The 19787-nt window shown below is 41.2% G+C and carries 17 protein-coding genes and 2 pseudogenes; 4 read left to right on the forward strand and 15 right to left on the reverse strand.

What is annotated here, in order from left to right; translation table 11 throughout:
* Positions 1–146: 146 nt before the first annotated feature.
* Both thiI and C2M33_RS15615 read right to left on the reverse strand, forming a co-directional pair.
* Positions 147–1604, reverse strand: a complete 1458-nt coding sequence (gene thiI / locus C2M33_RS15610) for a tRNA uracil 4-sulfurtransferase ThiI (RefSeq protein ID WP_105174856.1) — start codon at positions 1602–1604, stop codon at positions 147–149.
* A gap of 108 nt (positions 1605–1712) precedes the next feature.
* Complete coding sequence (locus C2M33_RS15615) at positions 1713–2366, reverse strand: TetR/AcrR family transcriptional regulator (protein ID WP_105174857.1); 654 nt, start codon at positions 2364–2366, stop codon at positions 1713–1715.
* 217 nt (positions 2367–2583) lie between these two features.
* On the opposite strand from C2M33_RS15615, the gene coaD reads away from it, so the two are divergent.
* Both coaD and C2M33_RS15625 read left to right on the forward strand, forming a co-directional pair.
* Positions 2584–3066, forward strand: a complete 483-nt coding sequence (gene coaD, locus C2M33_RS15620) for a pantetheine-phosphate adenylyltransferase (RefSeq protein WP_063703162.1) — start codon at positions 2584–2586, stop codon at positions 3064–3066.
* Entirely contained in the window at positions 3063–4439 is a 1377-nt protein-coding gene (locus C2M33_RS15625) for a capsule assembly Wzi family protein (RefSeq protein ID WP_105174858.1), read from the forward strand. The genes coaD and C2M33_RS15625 overlap by 4 nt, the downstream gene beginning before the upstream one ends.
* A gap of 10 nt (positions 4440–4449) precedes the next feature.
* Here the strand turns inward: C2M33_RS15625 and C2M33_RS15630 are convergent, their stop codons facing one another.
* From C2M33_RS15630 to argC, 9 genes and pseudogenes are all read right to left on the reverse strand, one after another.
* On the reverse strand, positions 4450–4983 hold the full coding sequence (locus C2M33_RS15630; RefSeq protein WP_105174859.1) for a hypothetical protein: 534 nt from the start codon (positions 4981–4983) through the stop codon (positions 4450–4452).
* Positions 4976–5482 carry a hypothetical protein gene (locus C2M33_RS15635; protein WP_105174860.1) on the reverse strand — a complete coding sequence of 169 codons (507 nt, stop codon included), beginning with the start codon at positions 5480–5482 and terminating at the stop codon, positions 4976–4978. Before C2M33_RS15635 ends, C2M33_RS15630 begins: the two co-directional genes overlap by 8 nt.
* A gap of 3 nt (positions 5483–5485) precedes the next feature.
* Positions 5486–6016 (reverse strand): hypothetical protein, encoded by a 531-nt coding sequence (locus tag C2M33_RS15640; protein WP_105174861.1) that lies wholly within the window; start codon positions 6014–6016, stop codon positions 5486–5488.
* 13 nt (positions 6017–6029) lie between these two features.
* A complete protein-coding gene (locus C2M33_RS15645; protein WP_105174862.1) occupies positions 6030–6236 on the reverse strand; it encodes a hypothetical protein in 207 nt (68 codons plus the stop codon).
* Positions 6237–6488: 252 nt separating this feature from the next.
* Positions 6489–8353 (reverse strand): annotated as a pseudogene (gene argH / locus C2M33_RS15655) (argininosuccinate lyase).
* A 53-nt stretch (positions 8354–8406) separates the two neighbouring features.
* Entirely contained in the window at positions 8407–9609 is a 1203-nt protein-coding gene (locus tag C2M33_RS15660; RefSeq protein WP_063703147.1) for an argininosuccinate synthase, read from the reverse strand.
* A 9-nt stretch (positions 9610–9618) separates the two neighbouring features.
* On the reverse strand, positions 9619–10539 hold the full coding sequence (locus C2M33_RS15665; protein WP_063703145.1) for an ornithine carbamoyltransferase: 921 nt from the start codon (positions 10537–10539) through the stop codon (positions 9619–9621).
* Positions 10540–10546: 7 nt separating this feature from the next.
* Entirely contained in the window at positions 10547–11305 is a 759-nt protein-coding gene (gene argB, locus C2M33_RS15670) for an acetylglutamate kinase (RefSeq protein WP_105174865.1), read from the reverse strand.
* Positions 11305–12315, reverse strand: a complete 1011-nt coding sequence (argC, locus tag C2M33_RS15675; protein ID WP_105174866.1) for an N-acetyl-gamma-glutamyl-phosphate reductase — start codon at positions 12313–12315, stop codon at positions 11305–11307. Before argC ends, argB begins: the two co-directional genes overlap by 1 nt.
* Before the next feature lie 220 nt (positions 12316–12535).
* On the opposite strand from argC, the pseudogene argE reads away from it, so the two are divergent.
* Positions 12536–13686 (forward strand): annotated as a pseudogene (argE, locus tag C2M33_RS15680) (acetylornithine deacetylase).
* A gap of 19 nt (positions 13687–13705) precedes the next feature.
* Here argE and panP read toward each other — a convergent pair.
* On the reverse strand, positions 13706–15334 hold the full coding sequence (gene panP, locus C2M33_RS15685) for a pyridoxal-dependent aspartate 1-decarboxylase PanP (protein ID WP_105174867.1): 1629 nt from the start codon (positions 15332–15334) through the stop codon (positions 13706–13708).
* 248 nt (positions 15335–15582) lie between these two features.
* On the opposite strand from panP, the gene C2M33_RS15690 reads away from it, so the two are divergent.
* Complete coding sequence (locus C2M33_RS15690; protein WP_105174868.1) at positions 15583–17433, forward strand: bifunctional diguanylate cyclase/phosphodiesterase; 1851 nt, start codon at positions 15583–15585, stop codon at positions 17431–17433.
* Here the strand turns inward: C2M33_RS15690 and trmB are convergent.
* The 3 genes from trmB to C2M33_RS15705 are packed head-to-tail and all read right to left on the reverse strand — an operon-like array spanning position 17430 to position 19779.
* Entirely contained in the window at positions 17430–18095 is a 666-nt protein-coding gene (gene trmB, locus C2M33_RS15695) for a tRNA (guanine(46)-N(7))-methyltransferase TrmB (RefSeq protein WP_063703125.1), read from the reverse strand. The genes C2M33_RS15690 and trmB overlap by 4 nt on opposite strands.
* Positions 18095–18862, reverse strand: coding sequence for an ABC transporter permease (locus tag C2M33_RS15700; protein ID WP_063703120.1), 768 nt, complete (start codon positions 18860–18862; stop codon positions 18095–18097). The genes trmB and C2M33_RS15700 overlap by 1 nt, the downstream gene beginning before the upstream one ends.
* A complete protein-coding gene (locus C2M33_RS15705) occupies positions 18862–19779 on the reverse strand; it encodes an ABC transporter ATP-binding protein (protein WP_442793150.1) in 918 nt (305 codons plus the stop codon). Before C2M33_RS15705 ends, C2M33_RS15700 begins: the two co-directional genes overlap by 1 nt.
* Positions 19780–19787 lie beyond the last annotated feature (8 nt).

Here is a 19787-nt window from a genome sequence, read left to right on the forward strand (position 1 = left end):
TACTAAGAGAAAGAGTAAAGAATAAAGCTACAAGGGGAAAGGAGAAAGAGTAAAGTTTCTCGCTTCTCGCTTCTCGTTTCTCGTTTCTGATCAATGATTTCAGGCATTAAAAAAGCGCGAACATGTCGCGCTTTTCTCACTATCCCTTACGGGCGATACACTTTTACGTTGCTAAAGCCTTCTTCGTGAAGGATCAGTGCTTGTAGCTGGCTCATCACACCTTTAGCACAATATAAGTAATATTCTTTATCTTTTGGTAAGTCACCAAATTTAGTCGCTAAACGGAAGAAAGGTAAATGTACAACTTCAATACCTTCAAGCTCTAGTGGGTTTGCGTCTTCTTCTTCAGGTGAGCGAATATCAACAACAACCGCTCCTTCAGGTAAATCAGATACAGACTCTGCTTCTTTCACTTCTTGCTTAGCTTCGGTGTCGATATCGCGAATATCCATCACACGTGCATTTTCAACAACTGTATTTAGCACGTCGAAATCAAACTTAGCTTCTTCGGCAAGAATGGTTTTGATTTTAGCTTTAACCGTTGGCTTTTTAGAAATTACACCACAGTATTCAGGCATGCTTTCTGCCATCTCAGCCGTACCAATTTTACGCGCAATATCAATAATATCTTGCTTATCGTGTTGGATTAACGGGCGAATGATTAAAGTTTCCGTTACACGGTCAATCACACTTAGATTAGCCAGTGTTTGGCTTGATACCTGACCAATACTTTCGCCAGTCACTAGTGCTTGTACACCTAGTTTTTCTGCAACTTGGCTACCGGCACGCATCATCATACGCTTAAGTACAACACCCATTTGGCTGTTTTCAACGTTCTCTAAAATCTCAGCAACAACAGGTTCAAAATCAACAGTAACGAACTTCACTTTGTGAGTAGAGCTGAACTGTTTCCAGATATAATAACTCGCCTGCTTAACACCGATTTCGTGCGCAGCACCACCTAAGTTAAAGAATAAGAAGTGAGTACGTGCACCTTTACGGATCATTTGATAGCTGGCAACACCAGAGTCAAAACCGCCCGACATAAGCGATAATACATCTTCTTGTGTTGGTAACGGGAAGCCCGCCATACCTAAGTGAGTTTCAGTAACGATATATGCTTTATCGTCACGCACTTCTAAACGTACAGTTACTTCAGGGTGAGATAATTTAACGCGCGCACCTTCAACATGCTGGTTTAAACCACCACCTACGTAGCGCTCTACGTCGCTCGATGTAAAGTCATGCTTACCAGAGCGTTTACAACGTACACAGAATGTTTTACCCGCAATCGTATGGCCAATTAGCTCAAGTGCTTTTTGATAAATATCGTCGATTGAATCGAAGTCTGTTTCTGTAACTTCAATAAACTGTACGATACCTGGGATGCGCTTTAAGCCATCGATAATATCTAAACGAACTTGCTCAGAGTCAAGTAAGCTAACAACAGAGATATTATCCCAGTTGTTTCTTACCTGAACTTTTTCGTCAACACGACGCAAAACGATCTTAATGTTATTTTCTAATAACTTGGTAAAACGCTTACGAACAGATTTACTCTTGATCGCGATTTCAGGGTGTAATTTGACGATAAATTTAAGCATAGTTCACTCTTAGACTGTGGATTTCACACGCCCCAAGGTTAAGCAACCTCAAGGGCGCGCGATTATAACAAAAATTATAGCGTCTAGGAAATAAACTGCTTTGTAGGATTAGTGGTCGTTTTGCTCAGATTCAGCAAGGGCTAAATACTTTGCCCTTAATTGATTTACTTGTTCTAAGTGTTGCTCGGTGCAGTGGGCTTTTAATAGCAGCAATACCTTTAAAATACCGTTATAAATATCTGCTCTGGCAAGTTCACCACTTAAGCGACGAGCTTTGATATAAGGCGTCCAAAAACTCACGGTCATTTTTAGCATATGCGCAAGTTCTGTGACATCTTCGTCTTCAATGCAAATGATACCGCCTTCACGCAATGCAAATAGCACATCTTTGACTTGCTCTAAAAGCTCAGCTTGAAACGCAATGTAGCCTTTTTTCAGCTCTTCATCACGAGATAAGATATCGCCTAAGTTGTCGTAGAAAAACTGAAAACGCCACATAAGTTCAAATAGCGAATCAAGATAGCCCGCTAGGTTTTCTAGTGCGTCGTCACCGGGAGTCAGTGGCTTAAAGTGAGTGTGTAAATGATCGCTATACAAAGCAAATATGTGACGAATAATATCTTCTTTATTTTTAAAGTGATAATACAAGTTACCTGGGCTTATCCCCATATGCGAAGCAATATGGTTAGTTGTTATGGCACGCTCACCATGGCGATTAAATAACTCGATGCTGGTGTGTATGATTTTGTCCTTTGTGCTCATAGCTTATTTACTCTGTTTTTTATGATTATTACGGTCCCCAGCCGAGCAGTATAAACAAATGCGCAGCAATTAAATACTACCTTGAAAAATATTAACCTCAATCGGTTTAGTACCTTATATAGGTGAAGGATTCTAATCCGATACGCGTACTTTCGAAGCTGCATCGTCGAGAAAACACTGTTAATATAGCAAGCAAATTTATAAATCGCTGAATGTTATGAACGTTACTGCAATCTATCCGGGCACTTTCGACCCACTTACAAATGGCCATACAGACTTAATTCATCGCGCGGCAAAAATGTTCGATAAAGTGATTGTTGCCATTGCGCATAATCCAAGTAAACAACCTTGCTTTACCCTTGATGAGCGCGTTGAACTTGCTAATAAGATTTTGGCGCACCTTGATAATGTGAGTGTGATTGGTTTTTCTGGCTTATTGGCTGATTTAGCTCGCGACCACAAAGCCGAAGTGCTTATTCGTGGAATTCGTGCGGTGTCTGACTTTGACTATGAATTTCAGTTAGCGAATATGAATCGTCGCCTAAACCCAGATCTAGAAAGTGTATTTTTAACACCGGCAGAAAAAAATTCATTTATTTCATCGACACTCGTCAAAGAAGTCGCACGCCACAATGGCGATGTAAGCGAGTTTGTTGACCCAGTCGTAGCCAAAGCCTTACAGGATAAAATTCACGGATGAAATTAAAAAAGTTCATTAGCTTAACAGCATTACTAATGATCTCTGCGCCAAGTGTTGCTGGACCATGGATAGAAAGCGACGACCCATTGCTTCGCGCTTCAATCGAAATGCTCTTTAACCAAGGCATTATTAAACAGCCAATTAATAGCTATCCATTAATGTGGCAAGGTATCGCACGCGACCTAGACGTTACCAATACCAGCCAACTTGACGAGCAAAGCTTATTTGCTTATCAGCATGTAAAACATGCTCTTGATAATGCAAAACAAAAAACCAGCTCAGGTATTCGCCTAAACTACAACAGCGAACCTCTCACTCAGCAAGGTTTTGGTAAACGCCACCAGCAAGAAAGCGGTGTAAATAGTTATGGTTCAATCACAGGGAAGCGTGTTAGCGCTAAAGTGAGTGTAAATTACGCCGATGACGCCCTTGATAAACAGCATGTTACTTATCAAGATAGCTATTTAGCCGTACTCCTGGGTAATTGGTCAATCAGTGCAGAGCAAGTTAGTCATTGGTGGGGGCCAAGTAACGATAACGCCCTACTTCTATCAAATAATGCGGCGCCAATGAAAGGTGTGCGCTTCAGCAGAGCAAATACGCAATATGTAGGCCCAAGTTGGCTGTCGTTTATCGGTAATTGGCAGTTAACGGGTATTTACGCCAAACAAAAGCCATATCTAAATAATTCAGATGACGGTGACTTTTGGGCACTCCGGTTTGCAAGTACGCCATTAACAGGCCTTGAAATAGCAATTAACAGTGCAGGCTCTGATTATTTAACTAGCCTCGAAATTGACCCTGTTACACTCGAAAGCAGTGAATCAACACATCGTTTAACGAGTTTAGATGTTAAGTACTCAACCACTTTAGCGGCGCAACCTGTGGCATTTTATGCTGAAGTAATGGGTCGAAATGAAAGTGGTTTAGCACCGAGTGAGCCATTTTATACGCTAGGCGTAGAAAGCTATTTTGGCTCGAAAGAAAGTCTATTAAAAAGCTACTTTGAATACTCAAATACAGAGCAAAGCTGTGATCAAATTAGCGATTGCGTATATGGCTCTGGCAGCTATACACAACGCTCACGCTTAATTGGTAGCTCAACACCGCTACAAAGTAAATCGGCTATCCTTGGCGCCTATTACCACACTCTAAATGGTTATGGTGGCCATGCGAAGTTACGTTGGATTGAAAGCGAAACCACACACGCTGAGCTCGCATCAGATACGAGTCAGCTGCAGTTAGAGCTTGGTTATCAGCAATCTGTGTTTAATGGTCTGTGGAAAGTGACAGGGCTTATTTCAAAAGATGAACTAGGTAATGAGTCAGAAACAAACACAGCCCTGAGAACTAGCTGGGAATACCGTTTCTAACCAATTGGGGTCAAGCTGTTTCAGCTTGGCCTCGAACTTTCCTGTATAGCTTCACAAGCCCTAAAAAGTCTTTATTACTGAAAAGTGCGATGAGCATCATTGCATCCACAATATTGACAGTAACCGTATAAAATCCCCATAACCACCACTCTTCTGTATTCTCAAGTATATTAATATCTATATACATACTGATAAAAAGAGAACTGTTAATTAATAAACCTAATATTACATAGAGTTTTGCAGGATAACTATTGATCGATTTACCCTTAGTAATCAAAAATATTGCAGCTATACAAGTTAGATCTAGGGTGGTCCAAACTACATATGCAGTTGCATAGCTCATCGACTCAATCTGAAAAGTAGCGGAGGTTAGTGGATCTGAGGCTAAATAAGACAAAAACATTGTTAGCGAAATCCACATTAAAGTTTTATCACCATTGGGAACTATTGACTTACTAACCATGTTATATAGGAAAGCCATCAGAAACCCCCACATAATAAATGTTGCTAGATAAGCACTTACATACTTATGAAACTCAGCCAAAACTTTTCACCTTTTCTTTTGAAAAATCCATACTTACTAAACGATGAAGCTTTAGAAAATCCTTATTAAAAAGCAGTACGAGAATCATAATTACATCAATGGTATTTACGCCAAATGAGTACAACGTCCAAAGAAACCACTCTGACTTATTTTCGTATATAAAAATATCGATGTATATCGATAACATTAGAATGGAATTGAGAGTGAGTCCGAAGAGGATATATGTTGTTCCATAAAAGTTAGCTACCTTAGCAAAATACATCCAAGCCAAGATTACAAAAATCGTTAATAAGTCAAAATACAACCAATTCAAATAGCTATAGATGGAAAGCTTAACAAAGCCACTAATGAAGTATGAAACCATCATAATAAAAGATAAAACAAGAACTCGACTATCTGTTTTATTGATATTAATAGCTAAGTTAAATAAGAAGGCCATCAAAAAGCCCCACTCTATGAAGGCCCCTAATAAGTCCCCCAAAAAAGCATCTATATACATAATTTAAGCTTGAGGGTGGGCAACTTTCTGTTTAAATAAGCTTGAAAGGTATGACTTAAGTTTGACTAAACCTAAGAAATCTCTATCGACAATTAGTGCTACTATCATCACAAAATCTGCGATGTTTACACCAAAAGAGTATATATCCCAAAGAAGCCAAGGCTCTTTTGTGTATTTGATATAGATGTCATAGTAGATAGCAAGAAACAATACTGTATTGACCAACAGCCCTGCAGAAACATAATAAAATGCAGTTGGTTTATGATCTTTTACAAACTTAGCAAAAAAGAGAATCAAAGAGAGGGTGACTAAATCCCAAACAGCCCAGTGGAGGTATGTTTCAGTTGTCGAGAACCAAGAAAAGAAAGAATCACTTGAAAAGTAAGATACAAACATTATGAAAGAAGAAAATAATAAAATGAGATTTTTCTTCGGAGTAGCTGTATATAAAAAGATATTAAAGAAAAAAGCCATCATGAAGCCCCAAACCACTAGGGCTCCTAATGATAAACCGAAATGATCTGTCAAAAACATCGACTATCCATTTTTATTGTGGTCTCTTATCTGGATCAATGATGATACCACCGCCACGTTGAATCTCTGCACCGCCTGATAAAGCCAGCGCTTCACTTGATAAAGTTACTGTATCAGATTGCAGGGTTTTATTACTAGTAGTTTGTTCCAAAGCAGGCTTTGTTTGTTGCATTTGGCTGTAAGCTTGCATTTGCAATTGGCTATTGTTTGAAATTTGCATAAGTTAATTCCTTTAAGTTAATTGTTTTTTCAGTACAGCTTACAATAGCTTGTAAACTGAGTTAAGCGCTCTCATTTTTTTGACGCTTTTTTATACTTCATCGCGACGTTGCCACCGCGCTGATAATAAAAGCAATTAACGATCCAACTTTTATGATTTTTGATCTTTTTGATCATAAAATTCAGAAAATCTAAATTTCAGGCATAAAAAAACGCACAGGGGTAACCGTGCGTTTTTCCTATCCAGGGAAAATTAAGCCAGGTGTTTACACGGGATCACCGCGCTATTACTCGGCTTTAAAATATATTCCATTGCCACTTCATCGCAATTATCTTTACGAAGGCAAAGCTCACAATCTTTGATCACTTTTTCTGGCAAACTGTCTTTGCTACAAAAACTAAATCCTTGGCTTGCAAAGAATTCTGGCACTCTTGTCAGAACAATTACCCGACTAAGCGCCAAGCTTTTGGCTTTTTTAAGCAAATGTTCAACAAGTTGACGCCCCTGCCCGGCAATTCGCGATTCAGGGTTCGCCCCAAGTGAGCGGATTTCAGCAAGACCAGTGTCGTAAATATAAAGCGATGCACAGCCAGTAACTTGGTTTTCAACCTCAGTAACAGCAAACTCATTGATTGAGTGAATCATGTCGCTCTTAGCGCGTGGTAGGTTTTCACCTACCGTTGCCCAATGCTGAATAAGCTTAGCGATTGCCTCAACATCATTCAAAGTTGCGTCTCGTACTGCTATTTGCTGTTTTTTTTTGCGTATTTAATGGCGCTTGTTACTTGCTCAAGTGACGTGCCACCGAGTGCTTGTCTAGCTTTAATACACGCGTCTATTTCTAATACAGGATATACATCTGATTCGAAAATGCTATGCACAGACTTAAATTGCTCTAAACTTAAATCTTCTAAGTTATTCCCTTGTGCAATAGCCATTTGCACGAGCGTACCAACAATGTGATGGCCTTCTCTAAATGGAATACCTTTAGCCACTAAATAGTCAGCAAGCTCAGTCGCATTTGAGTGGCCGCCTTTTGCTGCCGCTAATGTTCTCTCTGCATTAACTTTAATGCCTTTAATGCATGCCTGCGCCATATGAATACATGCCAGCCAAGTTGGCATCGCATCAAATAAGCCTTCTTTGTCCTCTTGCATATCTTTATTGTAAGCAAGTGGTAGTGCTTTAAGTGTCATCATCATGGCACTGAATGCACCAAATACACGGCCCGTTTTACCACGAATTAACTCAAGAGCATCCGGGTTTTTCTTTTGTGGCATAAGAGAAGAGCCTGATGTTACCCCATCAGAAAGCTCAATAAAGCCCGCTTCACCCGAGTTATAAAAAATTAAGTCTTCTGCCATGCGCGATAAGTGAATCATCGAAATCGATGCGCAGCTTAATAGCTCAACCACAAAGTCACGGTCAGATACGGCGTCAAGGCTATTACGTGTTGCGCCGGTAAAACCTAACCCTTCGGCAAGAATTTGCCTATCAATTGGGTACGCTGTTCCAGCTAAAGCACCACTACCAAGTGGACAATAATTCATACGGTTCTTGGCGTCGGTTAAACGGCTTTCATCACGCTCAAGCATTTCAACATAGGCCATACACCAATGACTAAATAACACAGGTTGTGCGCGCTGTAAGTGTGTGTAACCCGGTAAAATAGTACCAAGCTCACGCTCAGCTAAGGCAATAAACTCACCTTTGAGCTCTGCAATTGCCTCAAGGATATGCTCAGCAGTATCACGACACCATAAGCGGAAATCGGTTGCAACTTGGTCATTACGACTACGACCAGTGTGTAACTTTTTAGCAAGGTCACCCACTTTATCAATCAGTGCTGATTCAACATAAGAATGAATGTCTTCATGCCCTGCTACAGCGACTGCTTGTGGGTTTGCTTTAACCTCATCTAGCAGCTTATTAAGTGCTGCAACGAGATCATCGTATTCTTGCTGGTTTAAAACGTTTACTTGTTTTAACGCCCCTGCCCAAGCAACTGAACCAATAATGTCTTGCTCTGCAAGTTGATAATCAAAAGGAAGTGAATCGTTGAATTGTTTAAACGCTTCATCTGGACCCGTAGAAAAACGTCCGCCCCATAGTGCCATTGAACTGTCTCCAAATTCGGCTATTGCCCTGCTCGTGCAGGGCAATAATTAAATTACTTTTTCGTTAGTGCTGAGATTCTGCTTGATAGCGAGAATAAACGAATGAAGCCTTCAGCATGTGATTGGTCATATACATCATCTTCACCGAAGGTTGCAAAGTCTTCGCTGTATAAGCTATTCGGTGATTTTTTCTGTACCGCAGTGACTTGGCCTTTATAAAGCTTAAGCACAACTTCACCCGTTGCTAACTTAGACAGAGATTCAGCACCAGCAAGAATCGAGTCTTTTAATGGCGTAAACCAACGACCGTCATACACTAGGTGAGAGAACTCACCACCAAGCACTTCTTTCCACTTACGGCTTGATTTATCTAACACGAGCTCATCAACCGCTTGAAGAGCTGCCATGATCACTGTGCCCCCTGGTGTTTCATAACAACCACGCGACTTCATGCCAACTAAACGGTTTTCTACGATATCAACACGACCCACACCATGTGGCGCAGCAATGTTATTTAATTTAACTAAGCAGTCATATGGTGTTAGTGATTCACCGTTTACTGCAACCACTTCACCTTCAACAACGTTTAATGTTACATATTCAGCTTCATTTGGCGCTTGCTCTGGCGAGTTAGTCCACGTCCATACTTGATCACTTGGTTGGCACCATGGATCTTCAAGCTCACCACCTTCATGAGAAATGTGCCAAGCGTTAGCATCACGGCTATAAATTTTTGTCGCTGAAGCAGAGCATGGAATATTTCGCTCAGCTAAGTAATCAAGTAATGATTCACGGCTTGATAAGTCCCACTCACGCCATGGCGCAATCACTTTTAGATCCGGTGCAAGGGCTGCGAAACATGACTCAAAACGTACTTGGTCGTTACCTTTACCTGTACAACCATGTGAAAGCGCATCAGCACCTACTTTACGGGCAATTTCAACTTGCGCTTTAGCAATAATCGGACGTGCCATAGACGTACCTAGTAGGTAAGTACCTTCGTAAATAGCGCCTGTTTTTAAAGTTGGGTAAATATAGTCACTGACCATTTCGTCTTTTAAGTCTACGATATGACATTCTGACGCACCTGAAGCAATCGCTTTTGCTTCAACGCCTTCGAGCTCTTCTGCGCCTTGGCCTACATCAGCAACAAACGCGATTACTTCACAGCCGTAGTTTTCTTTTAACCATGGCACGATTGCCGATGTATCAAGACCACCAGAATAGGCTAGTACGACTTTTTTAATTGAACTCATTGGTGTTCCTTAAACAAAATTTGGATTTAATAATGTGACAAGTAGAGCGTTTTGCGCATGCATACGATTCTCTGCTTGTTGAATAATTTTTGATGCTGGGCCATCCATTACCTCAGAGGTAATTTCAAACTCACGATGCGCTGGCTGACAGTGTAGTACAGTCTGCGCACCTGTTTTCTCTAATAGGGCTTGGTTAAGCTGATAAGGCATATATTTAGCTTTTACCTGCTCAAGCGGTGTTTTATCACCCATTGAAACCCAGGTATCAGCATAGACTGCATTTGCGCCAACTGCCGCCTCAATTCTGTCACTTACCATAACAGACGCACCATTCATTGCTGCAATTTGCTCTGCTTGCTTGAGAATTTGTGAATCTGGCGAACTGCCTTTAGGACAAACTGCAACAAAATCAGTGCCTAAAGTGGCAGCTAATAACATTAGAGAGTGTGTGACGTTGTTACCTTCACCTAAGTAAGCAAGCTTTAGTTTGCTAACATCGCCATGCACTTCTTGCAGCGTTAAAAAGTCAGCAAGCGCTTGGCATGGGTGATATAAATCACACAGGCTATTAACGACAGGCACCGATGAGTACTCAGCAAGTGTAGTCAGTGTTTTGTGTGCATACACGCGAGCAACAATGCCATCAGCCCAAGCGGAGATATTAAGAGCAAAGTCTTTAACTGATTCACGAGCACCCATGGCACCATTTTGTGAATCTAAATAAACCGCATGACCGCCTAATTTATTAATACCAATATCGAATGATAAACGGGTACGTAAGCTGGGTTTTTCGAACAAGGTAACCACTGATTTACCCGCTAATGCTTGGCTAAAATCAGCTGGATTTGCTTTAATTTTTTGCGCTAAGTTAAGTAATTTAAGGGCGCCTTTTTGGTCTAATTCAAGACCATTTAAGAAATTCTTTAACATGAAATACCTATGGTGTAATTTTCGTTCCTACATGCTCGCCTTTTAATAAAGCGACTAAGTTCTCTGGCTTAAGCCAGCTTGAGATATACACACCACGTCGTAAATGTTGGGCAGCAAGAAGGCTGGTCTTTACTTTGACCTCCATCCCGCCCTGAATAACTCCTTCAAGGATAAGTGTTTCGATTTGCTGCGTATTAAGTTGATGTAGTGGCTGCTTATTTGCATCTAGTACCGCTTCTACATCAGTCATAAAAATAAGTTCTGCATCAAGCTCTTTAGCGATAGCCGCTGCGGCTTCATCTGCATTGACGTTGTACCATTGGCCATCTTCCCCAAAGCCAATAGAGCTCACAAGGGGTAAACGACCTTGTTCAAGTAAGCTAGGTAGCACGCTGTCACAACTACCTGAACACTGACCTACTTGCGCCAATACTTTAAGTTTTTCAGATACCAGTACACCCGCTTCATAAAGGCTTAAACCCACAGGTTTGTGACCTGCGCTGATTGCTTGGCTCATTAATTGTTTATTGGCACAACCTGCAAGGGCACCAACAATATAAGGCATTTGCTCATTTGGGCTGATACGTAAGCCTTGATGTTTTGCAGTTACAAAACCTGCGTCTTGTAACCAAGCATCCACTAAGGCACCACCACCATGAACAATGACAAAGTTATCTTGTTCAGAGGCTAAAACATCAAAAAGCGCTTTTGCTGCATCTGCGCTATTTAACACAGCACCACCGACTTTAATGATCCAAGTTTTCATTACAGCGCTCCTACTAAACCAGTGTGATGAGGTTCACCCATGGCTAAATTAATACACTGTAATGCTTGTCCTGCCGCGCCTTTTAGCAGGTTATCAATCGCTGACATAACGATGAGTTGCTCACCTTTTTGTTGCCATGCAATATCAACAAATGGTTGTTTAGCGACGCCTTTGATGCTTGGAATTTTATTGCCAAGTAAGCGAATTAACGGCTCGTTAGCTAACACTTGATATGCCGCGCTCACTTGCTCTGCTGTTACGCCCGGTTTTAATTGCACATAAATAGTTTCTAAAATTCCGCGAGGAAAATTACCTAAATGTGGGGTGAATAACACAGGGTGACCAAGGTGCTGCTCAATCTCAGGTGTGTGTCTGTGATTAAACAAACCATAAGGAGCAAGTGACACTTCGCAGAAATGCGTATTAACACTGGCTTTTCTGCCAGCGCCTGTAACACCTGACACCGCATTAACAATAATGGCTTGATCAGCTAATAGCCCTGCTTCTTTAAGTGGTTTTAAAGAATTAAGTGCTGCGGTTGGGTAACAACCCGCTACAGCAACAAGGTTTGCTTTACTGATCGCATCACTATTCCATTCAGCTAAACCATATGCAGCTTGTGTTAAAAGCTCTGGATGTTCATGTGCGAAACCGTAATAAGTTAGGTAATCCTCATTCCCAGCTAAACGGAAACCACCAGATAGGTCGAATACTTTTTTACCCATGGCTAAAAATTGGGGAGCAAGATCAACACTGACCTTGTGGTCTGTACACAGGCACACATAATCAGCATTATTTTCGATATCTTGGAAAGCCTCAGCTGTTAGAGGCTGTAGTGGATACTCTAACAATCCAAGGTGCTCAGGGTATAAATCGCTTAATAATTTATCTTTATCTAAACTCCCTTCAGACACATAACATGCTTGTAGGGTCAGTTTTGGATGCTTAGCAACTAAACTTGCTAGCTCTGCGCCGCTATAACCACTTGCGCCAATAATCACTACATTCATTGCTTACTTTTACCTATTAAATCTGTTTATCGATACGCCTAAAATTACTCGCACAATTGCGAATAAAAACACTGTCTAAAGTAATGAAATCAGGTTATCGTCGTTTCGTGTTCATCGTACAGCTTTACTAATATTTATGCTTAAAAAGTGAATTGATATTCATCATAAATACTTTTATATTGTTATGCAATTAGATTGAATAATTATTTTTGGATTTTTTATGTCGCTACCCTCTTTTTTATCTATGTATCAGCAGCTGATTGCAGCCCCTTCAATTAGTGCGATTGAAGATTCTTTGTGCATGAGCAATAAAGGGGTTATCACCTTGCTCGCAAATTGGTGCGAAAGCCTTGGTTTTACTTGTGAAATCACAGAGCTTGAAAACGGCAAAGGCCGTTACAACTTATTAGCCAAACGTGGTGAAGGGGATGGCGGTTTATGCTTGCAGGTCATACCGATACGGTGCCATTTGATGATAGCCGCTGGAATTACGATCCGTTTAAACTCAGCGAGCATGACAATAAACTATATGGTTTAGGTAGTATTGATATGAAAGGCTTTTTTGCCTTTGTATTGCAGGCAATTAGCGAGCTTGATGCTACGAAGCAAACAGAGCCACTATTGATCCTAGCCACAGCCGACGAAGAAACCACGATGGCCGGTGCACAGCAAATTTGCCGCCACCCAGATTTAAAACCAGCGCGCTGTATCATTGGTGAACCAACTGATATGACACCAGTATTTACTCATAAAGGCCATATGAGTACAGCGATTCGTGTGATTGGCCGCTCAGGCCATAGCTCTGATCCTGAGCGTGGTTTAAACGCCATCGAAGTCATGCATAAAATGATTACAAAATTGTTAATCATTAAAGAAGAATTAAAGAATAAATATTCAGTTGACCACTTTGAAATTCCGTACCCTACTTTGAACCTTGGTCATATTCATGGTGGCGACAATGCCAACCGCATTTGTGGCTGCTGTGAAATGCACATTGATATGCGACCTTTACCTGGTTTAAGCGTGCAAGAACTGCAAGCGATTTTGCTAACTGCTGCAGAAGAAATTAATGCCCAATACCCAAATGCTGTAAGTGTTATCGACATGCATGAACCTATCCCTGCGTTTAGCGGCAGCACGGATACAGCATTAGTAAAGCTGGCCGAAAAAGTCTCGGGTCAACCTGCTGTCGCTGTAAACTATTGTACAGAAGCCCCTTTCATTCAACAGCTTGGCTGCGAAACCATTGTTATGGGACCTGGCTCAATTAACCAAGCCCACCAGCCAGATGAGTTTTTGGCGATGGAAAAAATAAAACCTTCGCAAGCGATTATCAGTAACATGATCAAAGCAAGCTGCTTTAGTGAATAGGAGCATCACGCTCCCTTTTCTAATCCATATACTTACTTAAATATTTTTTAAATACCGGATCGGTTTTCGCCAGCTCTTTTTGCTCCGCTAAAATATCTTTTAGAATCGCTTTAGAGGTTAATGGGTTAGCTAAAACAACGCGAAAAACCACGGTAGGTTGATGGTCATACTTTGCAGGTGTTAAACGAGTACGGGATACAAAAGAACGTCCCGCTTCACGCTGACGTTTTTGCATGCTCGCAGTAAAGCGATTCAACGAAGCGTAAATATCTAATTTCGTTTCTTCGTCAGCCTCATTCAGCTTTGCTTGGATCTCTTTTGGAACATAACGGTAGGTTAATAGGCAAAGCTCTGGCTCTGAAATTAACTCAAAGTCTTCATCTTGCTTGATCATATTGGCAAAAGTGCGTGCTTTCACGATGCTACGGTCAATCAGCATCTCATAGCCTTTTCGGCCAATAACACGTAAGCAAGCATGTACTAACATTGCCATACCAGGGCGGCTGCCCTCAAGTGTATGACTCCCTAAATCCTTCGAGCCTTTACGAAGAATATATTCCGCATGATGCTCAATAGCATCCGTTGCGGCAGGGTCTTTAAATAACACCAGACCTGCCCCCATTGGCACATACATTTGCTTGTGTGCATCAATGGTAATTGAATCAGCGCGCTCAATACCGCTTAAAAGGTGGCGGTAATTTGAAGAAAGTAAGGTTGCACCGCCCCATGCAGCGTCGACATGAAAATGACAGCCAAGCTCTTCGCTCAAATCAGCCATCTCATTTAGTGGATCGATACTACCCGTTTCAGTTGTCCCAGCAACACCCACAAGCGCCATTACTTTAATACCAGACGCTTCAAGCTCATGAGCCTTTTTGCGCATCGCATCGACATCAACTTTATTATTTTCGCCAGTAGCAATGGCAATGATGTTATCGCGACCGATGCCCAGTAAATCAACGGTTTTACCTAATGAGTAATGGCCTCGCTCAGATACAAGTACAGCTAAGCCTTTGTAACCATAGTGCAGCATTCCAGCGATTACCCCCTGTGCAGCAATGCCTTTATAATCACCATCGGCTTTTAATAAACGGTTGCGGGCAATCCATAAAGCGGTAATGTTAGCGACAGTGCCACCTGAACAAAATGCGCCTAATGAGGTTTTCGCACTGTGCATCCATTTACTGTAAAAACTGTCATTTTCACCATAAGCAAGATGATGCATCATTCCCAATACTTGTCTTTCAAGTGGTGTGAATGCTTTTGAAGTTTCAATTTTTACTAGGTTTTGGTTTAGACCGACCATTAACTTAGATAGCGGTAACACAAAGTGCGGTAACGCTGAGGTCATATGGCCAATAAAACTCGGCGCAGCGGTATGCACAGAATGAGCAACTAACTGCTCCATAATGTCTTGAGCGTAATCAGAAACAAAAGTTGGCTCTTCTGGAATAGTGGCCGTTTGAAAGTCTTTTTCAATTTCGTGCAAAGGCTTTTCAATCGCTGCAATGTTCTCATTTAAGAACCCAGCTAAATTGCTAGAAATTTCAGATTCGATTTTACTTAATGTCGAGTCTGGTGCTTCTGGCACCGTAAAAATACGAATCAAGCTTTCTTTAGAGGCGACGGCACAACGCTTTTGATCCATCCTAATACCCATAATTAGCAGCTAAAAATGCACCCGATGATGGGACACCTTGGTGAGCACTTTTGCAGCACTGTTTCTACGAAATTGGCTAACTTTACTGGAATATCACGAAAATGTCTCGCATAAAGCAAAAAAGCCCTAATTTCGATGACAAAAAAGTGATCAGTTAATGAAATTTGCGGGCATTTTCTACTATCAGCCCCGCATTTTTTGAGTATAATCAAATGATAACTGCTAAGGGAACCTCTATGCCCAAAGGAATGCAAAAAACCAGCTGGCTGCTATATGGCTTCGCCGCATTTTTTATAAGCTTATTTGGCTATATCTATTACACCTATGAAACCACCCGCAGTGAGATCATGGAAAATATCGATAGCAAATTGCTTAATGCTGCGGTCAGTGTCAAACATATCCTCGGTGATGACTACCACAATATAGTGAATGCAGGGTTACCAGTCTCTGCGGCAACCTATAAAGAAAAAAGCCGTGCTCTATCTGAGTATGCAAAACAAATGCAATTAGCCTATGTGTACGCAATGGTACTGCGCGACGGCAAAGTCTACTTTAGCGCCTCTAGTTACACGCAAAAAGATCAAAACAATGGCCGCGTTACCCAGTTTCTAGATGCCTACCCAGAAGCAACTGAACTTAATAAAGAAGCCTTTTTTTCGACTGAACCAGTCTTTGAGATCTCAAAAGATCAATGGGGCTATTTTAAAAGTATTTTTGTGACTTTTGTCGATAATAATGGCCACACTTATATCACTGGTGCCGACATAACCATTAGTGATTTGAATCAGCAGCTGCAGCATAGTGTTACACGCGCAATGATCACCGGCTGCTTCTTTTTCTTTATCGCTGCACTTATTGCAGGGCTGTATTTTTTACAACTGAAACGCTCGCTCTCTACGGATGCCCGTACCGGCTTTGCGAACCATGTTGCGCTGGAATACTACATAAAAAAAACCACTAAACACCGCATGGAACTGGCCGTTATTGCCATTAATGAGTTAGAAGACATTAGCAGTTTTTATGGCACGCAAGTGAGCGATAAAGTAATGGCAAACCTACTTAGCTATTTTCAATCACGAATGCCAGGCGAAGGGTTTGTTTATCGTTTAGCAACCAATAAAATTGCGCTATTAAGAACGCATAGTGATGAGCGCAATATCGATGATGTAATAACGGCCTTTAACCATGCAATTCCAGCACTAAAAGAGCCTTATATTTACGTGAGCTTGTATGCAGGTATTGCCACCGGTAATAAGCAAATGCTGATTGAAAATGCCCATGTTGCGCTGCAACAAGCAAAGCTAAATAACCAGCGTATTGTGCGTTATGAAAATGTCTTTAAACAAGTTGAAGAGCGATTTAGAAGTAACGTAACCCTTGCCAAAGAAGTAAAAGAAGCTTTCGATAACAATCGCATTGTTCCTTATTTTCAAGCTGTCTATGACAACCAGAGCAAACAGATTGACCATTATCAATGCCTTGCCAGAATGGCCAGTGCCACGGGCCGTATCCATGCACCAGATTACTTTATGATGGTACTAAAGCGCTCACGGATGGATGGCCTTTTAAGACGTACCATGTTTACCCGTTGCATCGAGCAATTTAGAAAAACCAATGTGCGCTGGAGCATTAATATTACTGCGCAAGATATTCTCGATCCTAGTTTAAGCGAGTTTTTAGAGTTACAACTAAGGCGCTACCCGCAGCCCCATAATATTATTTTTCAGTTTTATGAGCGTGATGCTATCGCTTACTTTAGTGAAGTAAAAACGTTTATTAATACCCTAAAAAATAAAGGCGCTCAGGTTATTATTAATGAATTTGGCGCGGGTTTTTCAAACTTGCCCCATATCAGAAAGCTCGAAATTGATGGTCTTAAGCTTGATAAAGGATTGGTCAGCCAAATTCATATCAATGCCGATAACTATCTGTTTATTGAGAACTTGGTGAAATATGCTCAGCAACTTAAACTTGAAGTGATTGCTGAGCAAGTTGATAACGAGCAAATCGCAGACGCACTAGCTCGCGCGGGTGTGACTTTAATGCAAGGGAGTCACTTTGCACCACCGACTCCCTATATTCATTAAAGGTTGATCACCAGGCGGTGACTTTGTTGACCACTGGCCCAATATTTACGTTCGAATGGGGTAATTGCAGTATCGCTTTCGTATAGTTCAACATCGCACTTATGCCCTGCAAGCTCTAATGAGCGGGCAAATTCCTTAACGTATATATCCCAGTTACTTCTAAGCTCTAAGCGACCGCCTAATTTAACGATATACGGAAAAATTGCAGCGCCGTGCCAGCGTCTTTGCAAGTGCTTTGCTTTTGGCCAAGGATTTGGATACAACAAATAATGATGACTAGGTTGCCAGTTTGCAGCCACGGCTAAACGCCAAAAGTCGTTTAAATCAGCTTGTACTAAAATGTACTGCCCTGCATCCGTTTGCTTGTACTCGATATCATGCTTGTCTAAACGATGTGATGATTTATCAATGCCAATCACCAGTGCATCGGGGTGACGTTTTGCTAAGTTAGCGGTGCTTTCACCCACACCACAACACGAATCAAGAATGAGCGGCCCCTTAAACGCCTGCACCTTCTCGTTAACCTGATCAAAAGCCGCTTGCGTATGCTCTGCAATCGGCTTTTTAAATTCAGCACTTAAGTGCTTTAAAACAATTTCGTCTAGCTTTTCATGTAAGCCAGGTTGATTCGATACAATACTTCTCGAATTTGCATCCGTCATTAATGTCTAAGCCCCACACCACGTTTAATAAGGGTTAATGCTAACGTAAATAAACCTACAATAAATAAACCAAGTACACCAAATGCTACCGATAAATCGACATCAGACACACCTAAGAAACCATATCTAAATGCATTCACCATATAAATAATTGGATTTACTTGCGATACGCCTTGCCAAAATTCTGGCAACAAGGTGATAGAGTAAAACACCCCACCGAGATAAGTCAGCGGCGTTAAAATAAAGGTCGGGATAATACTAATATCATCAAAGCTATTAGCATAAATTGCATTGATAAGACCGCCTAACGCAAACACAGCCGACGTTAAAATAACCGTTGCCATAATCACAAAAATATTATGAATTTGAATATCAACAAATAACAAAGAAACACAGGTAACAATTAAGCCAACCAGCATGCCTCGTGTCATGCCACCGCCCATGTAGCCAAGTACAATGATGTAATTGGGCACTGGCGCAACTAATAGCTCTTCAATGCTTTTTTGAAATTTAGTCGAATAGAAACTAGAAGCAACATTCGAGTAAGAGTTGGTGATCACCGACATCATAATCAGACCCGGGACAATAAACTCCATATAAGTAAAGCCACCCATATCACCGATACGAGAACCAATCAGATTACCAAAAATCACAAAATACAGGCTCATCGTGATTGCAGGTGGAACTAAGGTTTGCACCCAAATACGTAAAAAGCGAATACACTCTTTGATCCAAATACTTTTTAGCGCTACTCCATATCTAAACATTATTCGCCTCGCCCTTGTTCTAATAAGCCTACAAACAGCTCTTCTAATCGGTTTGCTTTATTTCGCATACTCAGCACAGTATTACCTTGTTCAGTCAGCGCACTAAATACTTGGTTTAAGCCCTGAGACTTCGCCACTTCAACTTCTAAAGTGTGATCATCAGTGAGTGTGTATTTGTAACCGTCGATGCTAATTGGCTGCACAGGTTGCTTTAAATCCAGTACAAAGGTTTCTTTATCAAGCTTGGCAAGTAGCGCTTTAATGGTAGTGTTTTCAACAATCACACCACTGTCGATAATAGCGATGTTTTTACATAACAGCTCAGCTTCTTCTAGATAATGGGTAGTCAAGATGATGGTCACACCTTGCTTATTAATCTCGCGAAGAAAATCCCACATAGAGCGGCGTAGCTCAATATCAACACCGGCTGTTGGCTCATCTAAAATAAGTAATTTAGGTTCATGCATCAGTGCACGAGCAATCATTAAACGGCGCTTCATACCACCTGACAGCGTACGCGCTTGCTTATCTTTTTTCTCAAATAAACCTAGTTGCTTTAGATACTTTTCAGCACGCTCATGCGCCAGCTTTCTTGGTACACCATAATAGCCCGCTTGGTTAACCAAAATTTGGTTCAGTGTTTCAAATTGACTAAAATTAAATTCTTGCGGCACTAAGCCTAGTTCAGACTTAGCAGCTTCAAGGTCTGTATCAATGTCGTGACCAAACACCTGAACCCGACCAGCACTTTTGTTCACTAACGATGAGATAACACCAATGGTGGTTGATTTACCTGCACCGTTTGGTCCAAGTAAAGCAAAAAAATCGCCTTGCTGAACTTGTAAATCAATGCCTTTTACGGCTTCAACACCATTTTTATAAACCTTTTTTAGGCCTTCAATATTTAATGCGATCATTTTTTCGC

Source organism: Pseudoalteromonas sp. T1lg122 (assembly GCF_002964825.1).
GTDB lineage: Bacteria > Pseudomonadota > Gammaproteobacteria > Enterobacterales > Alteromonadaceae > Pseudoalteromonas > Pseudoalteromonas gelatinilytica.

Excerpts from the sequence above, each read along its gene's own strand:
- thiI (WP_105174856.1), bottom strand. The coding sequence starts at position 1,604 with ATGCTTAAATTTATCGTCAAATTACACCCTGAAATCGCGATCAAGAGT.
- C2M33_RS15615 (WP_105174857.1), bottom strand. The coding sequence starts at position 2,366 with ATGAGCACAAAGGACAAAATCATACACACCAGCATCGAGTTATTTAAT.
- coaD (WP_063703162.1), top strand. The coding sequence starts at position 2,584 with ATGAACGTTACTGCAATCTATCCGGGCACTTTCGACCCACTTACAAAT.
- C2M33_RS15625 (WP_105174858.1), top strand. The coding sequence starts at position 3,063 with ATGAAATTAAAAAAGTTCATTAGCTTAACAGCATTACTAATGATCTCT.
- C2M33_RS15635 (WP_105174860.1), bottom strand. The coding sequence starts at position 5,482 with ATGTATATAGATGCTTTTTTGGGGGACTTATTAGGGGCCTTCATAGAG.
- C2M33_RS15640 (WP_105174861.1), bottom strand. The coding sequence starts at position 6,016 with ATGTTTTTGACAGATCATTTCGGTTTATCATTAGGAGCCCTAGTGGTT.
- C2M33_RS15645 (WP_105174862.1), bottom strand. The coding sequence starts at position 6,236 with ATGCAAATTTCAAACAATAGCCAATTGCAAATGCAAGCTTACAGCCAA.
- C2M33_RS15660 (WP_063703147.1), bottom strand. The coding sequence starts at position 9,609 with ATGAGTTCAATTAAAAAAGTCGTACTAGCCTATTCTGGTGGTCTTGAT.
- C2M33_RS15665 (WP_063703145.1), bottom strand. The coding sequence starts at position 10,539 with ATGTTAAAGAATTTCTTAAATGGTCTTGAATTAGACCAAAAAGGCGCC.
- argB (WP_105174865.1), bottom strand. The coding sequence starts at position 11,305 with ATGAAAACTTGGATCATTAAAGTCGGTGGTGCTGTGTTAAATAGCGCA.
- argC (WP_105174866.1), bottom strand. The coding sequence starts at position 12,315 with ATGAATGTAGTGATTATTGGCGCAAGTGGTTATAGCGGCGCAGAGCTA.
- panP (WP_105174867.1), bottom strand. The coding sequence starts at position 15,334 with ATGGATCAAAAGCGTTGTGCCGTCGCCTCTAAAGAAAGCTTGATTCGT.
- C2M33_RS15690 (WP_105174868.1), top strand. The coding sequence starts at position 15,583 with ATGCCCAAAGGAATGCAAAAAACCAGCTGGCTGCTATATGGCTTCGCC.
- trmB (WP_063703125.1), bottom strand. The coding sequence starts at position 18,095 with ATGACGGATGCAAATTCGAGAAGTATTGTATCGAATCAACCTGGCTTA.
- C2M33_RS15700 (WP_063703120.1), bottom strand. The coding sequence starts at position 18,862 with ATGTTTAGATATGGAGTAGCGCTAAAAAGTATTTGGATCAAAGAGTGT.
- C2M33_RS15705 (WP_442793150.1), bottom strand. The coding sequence starts at position 19,779 with ATGATCGCATTAAATATTGAAGGCCTAAAAAAGGTTTATAAAAATGGT.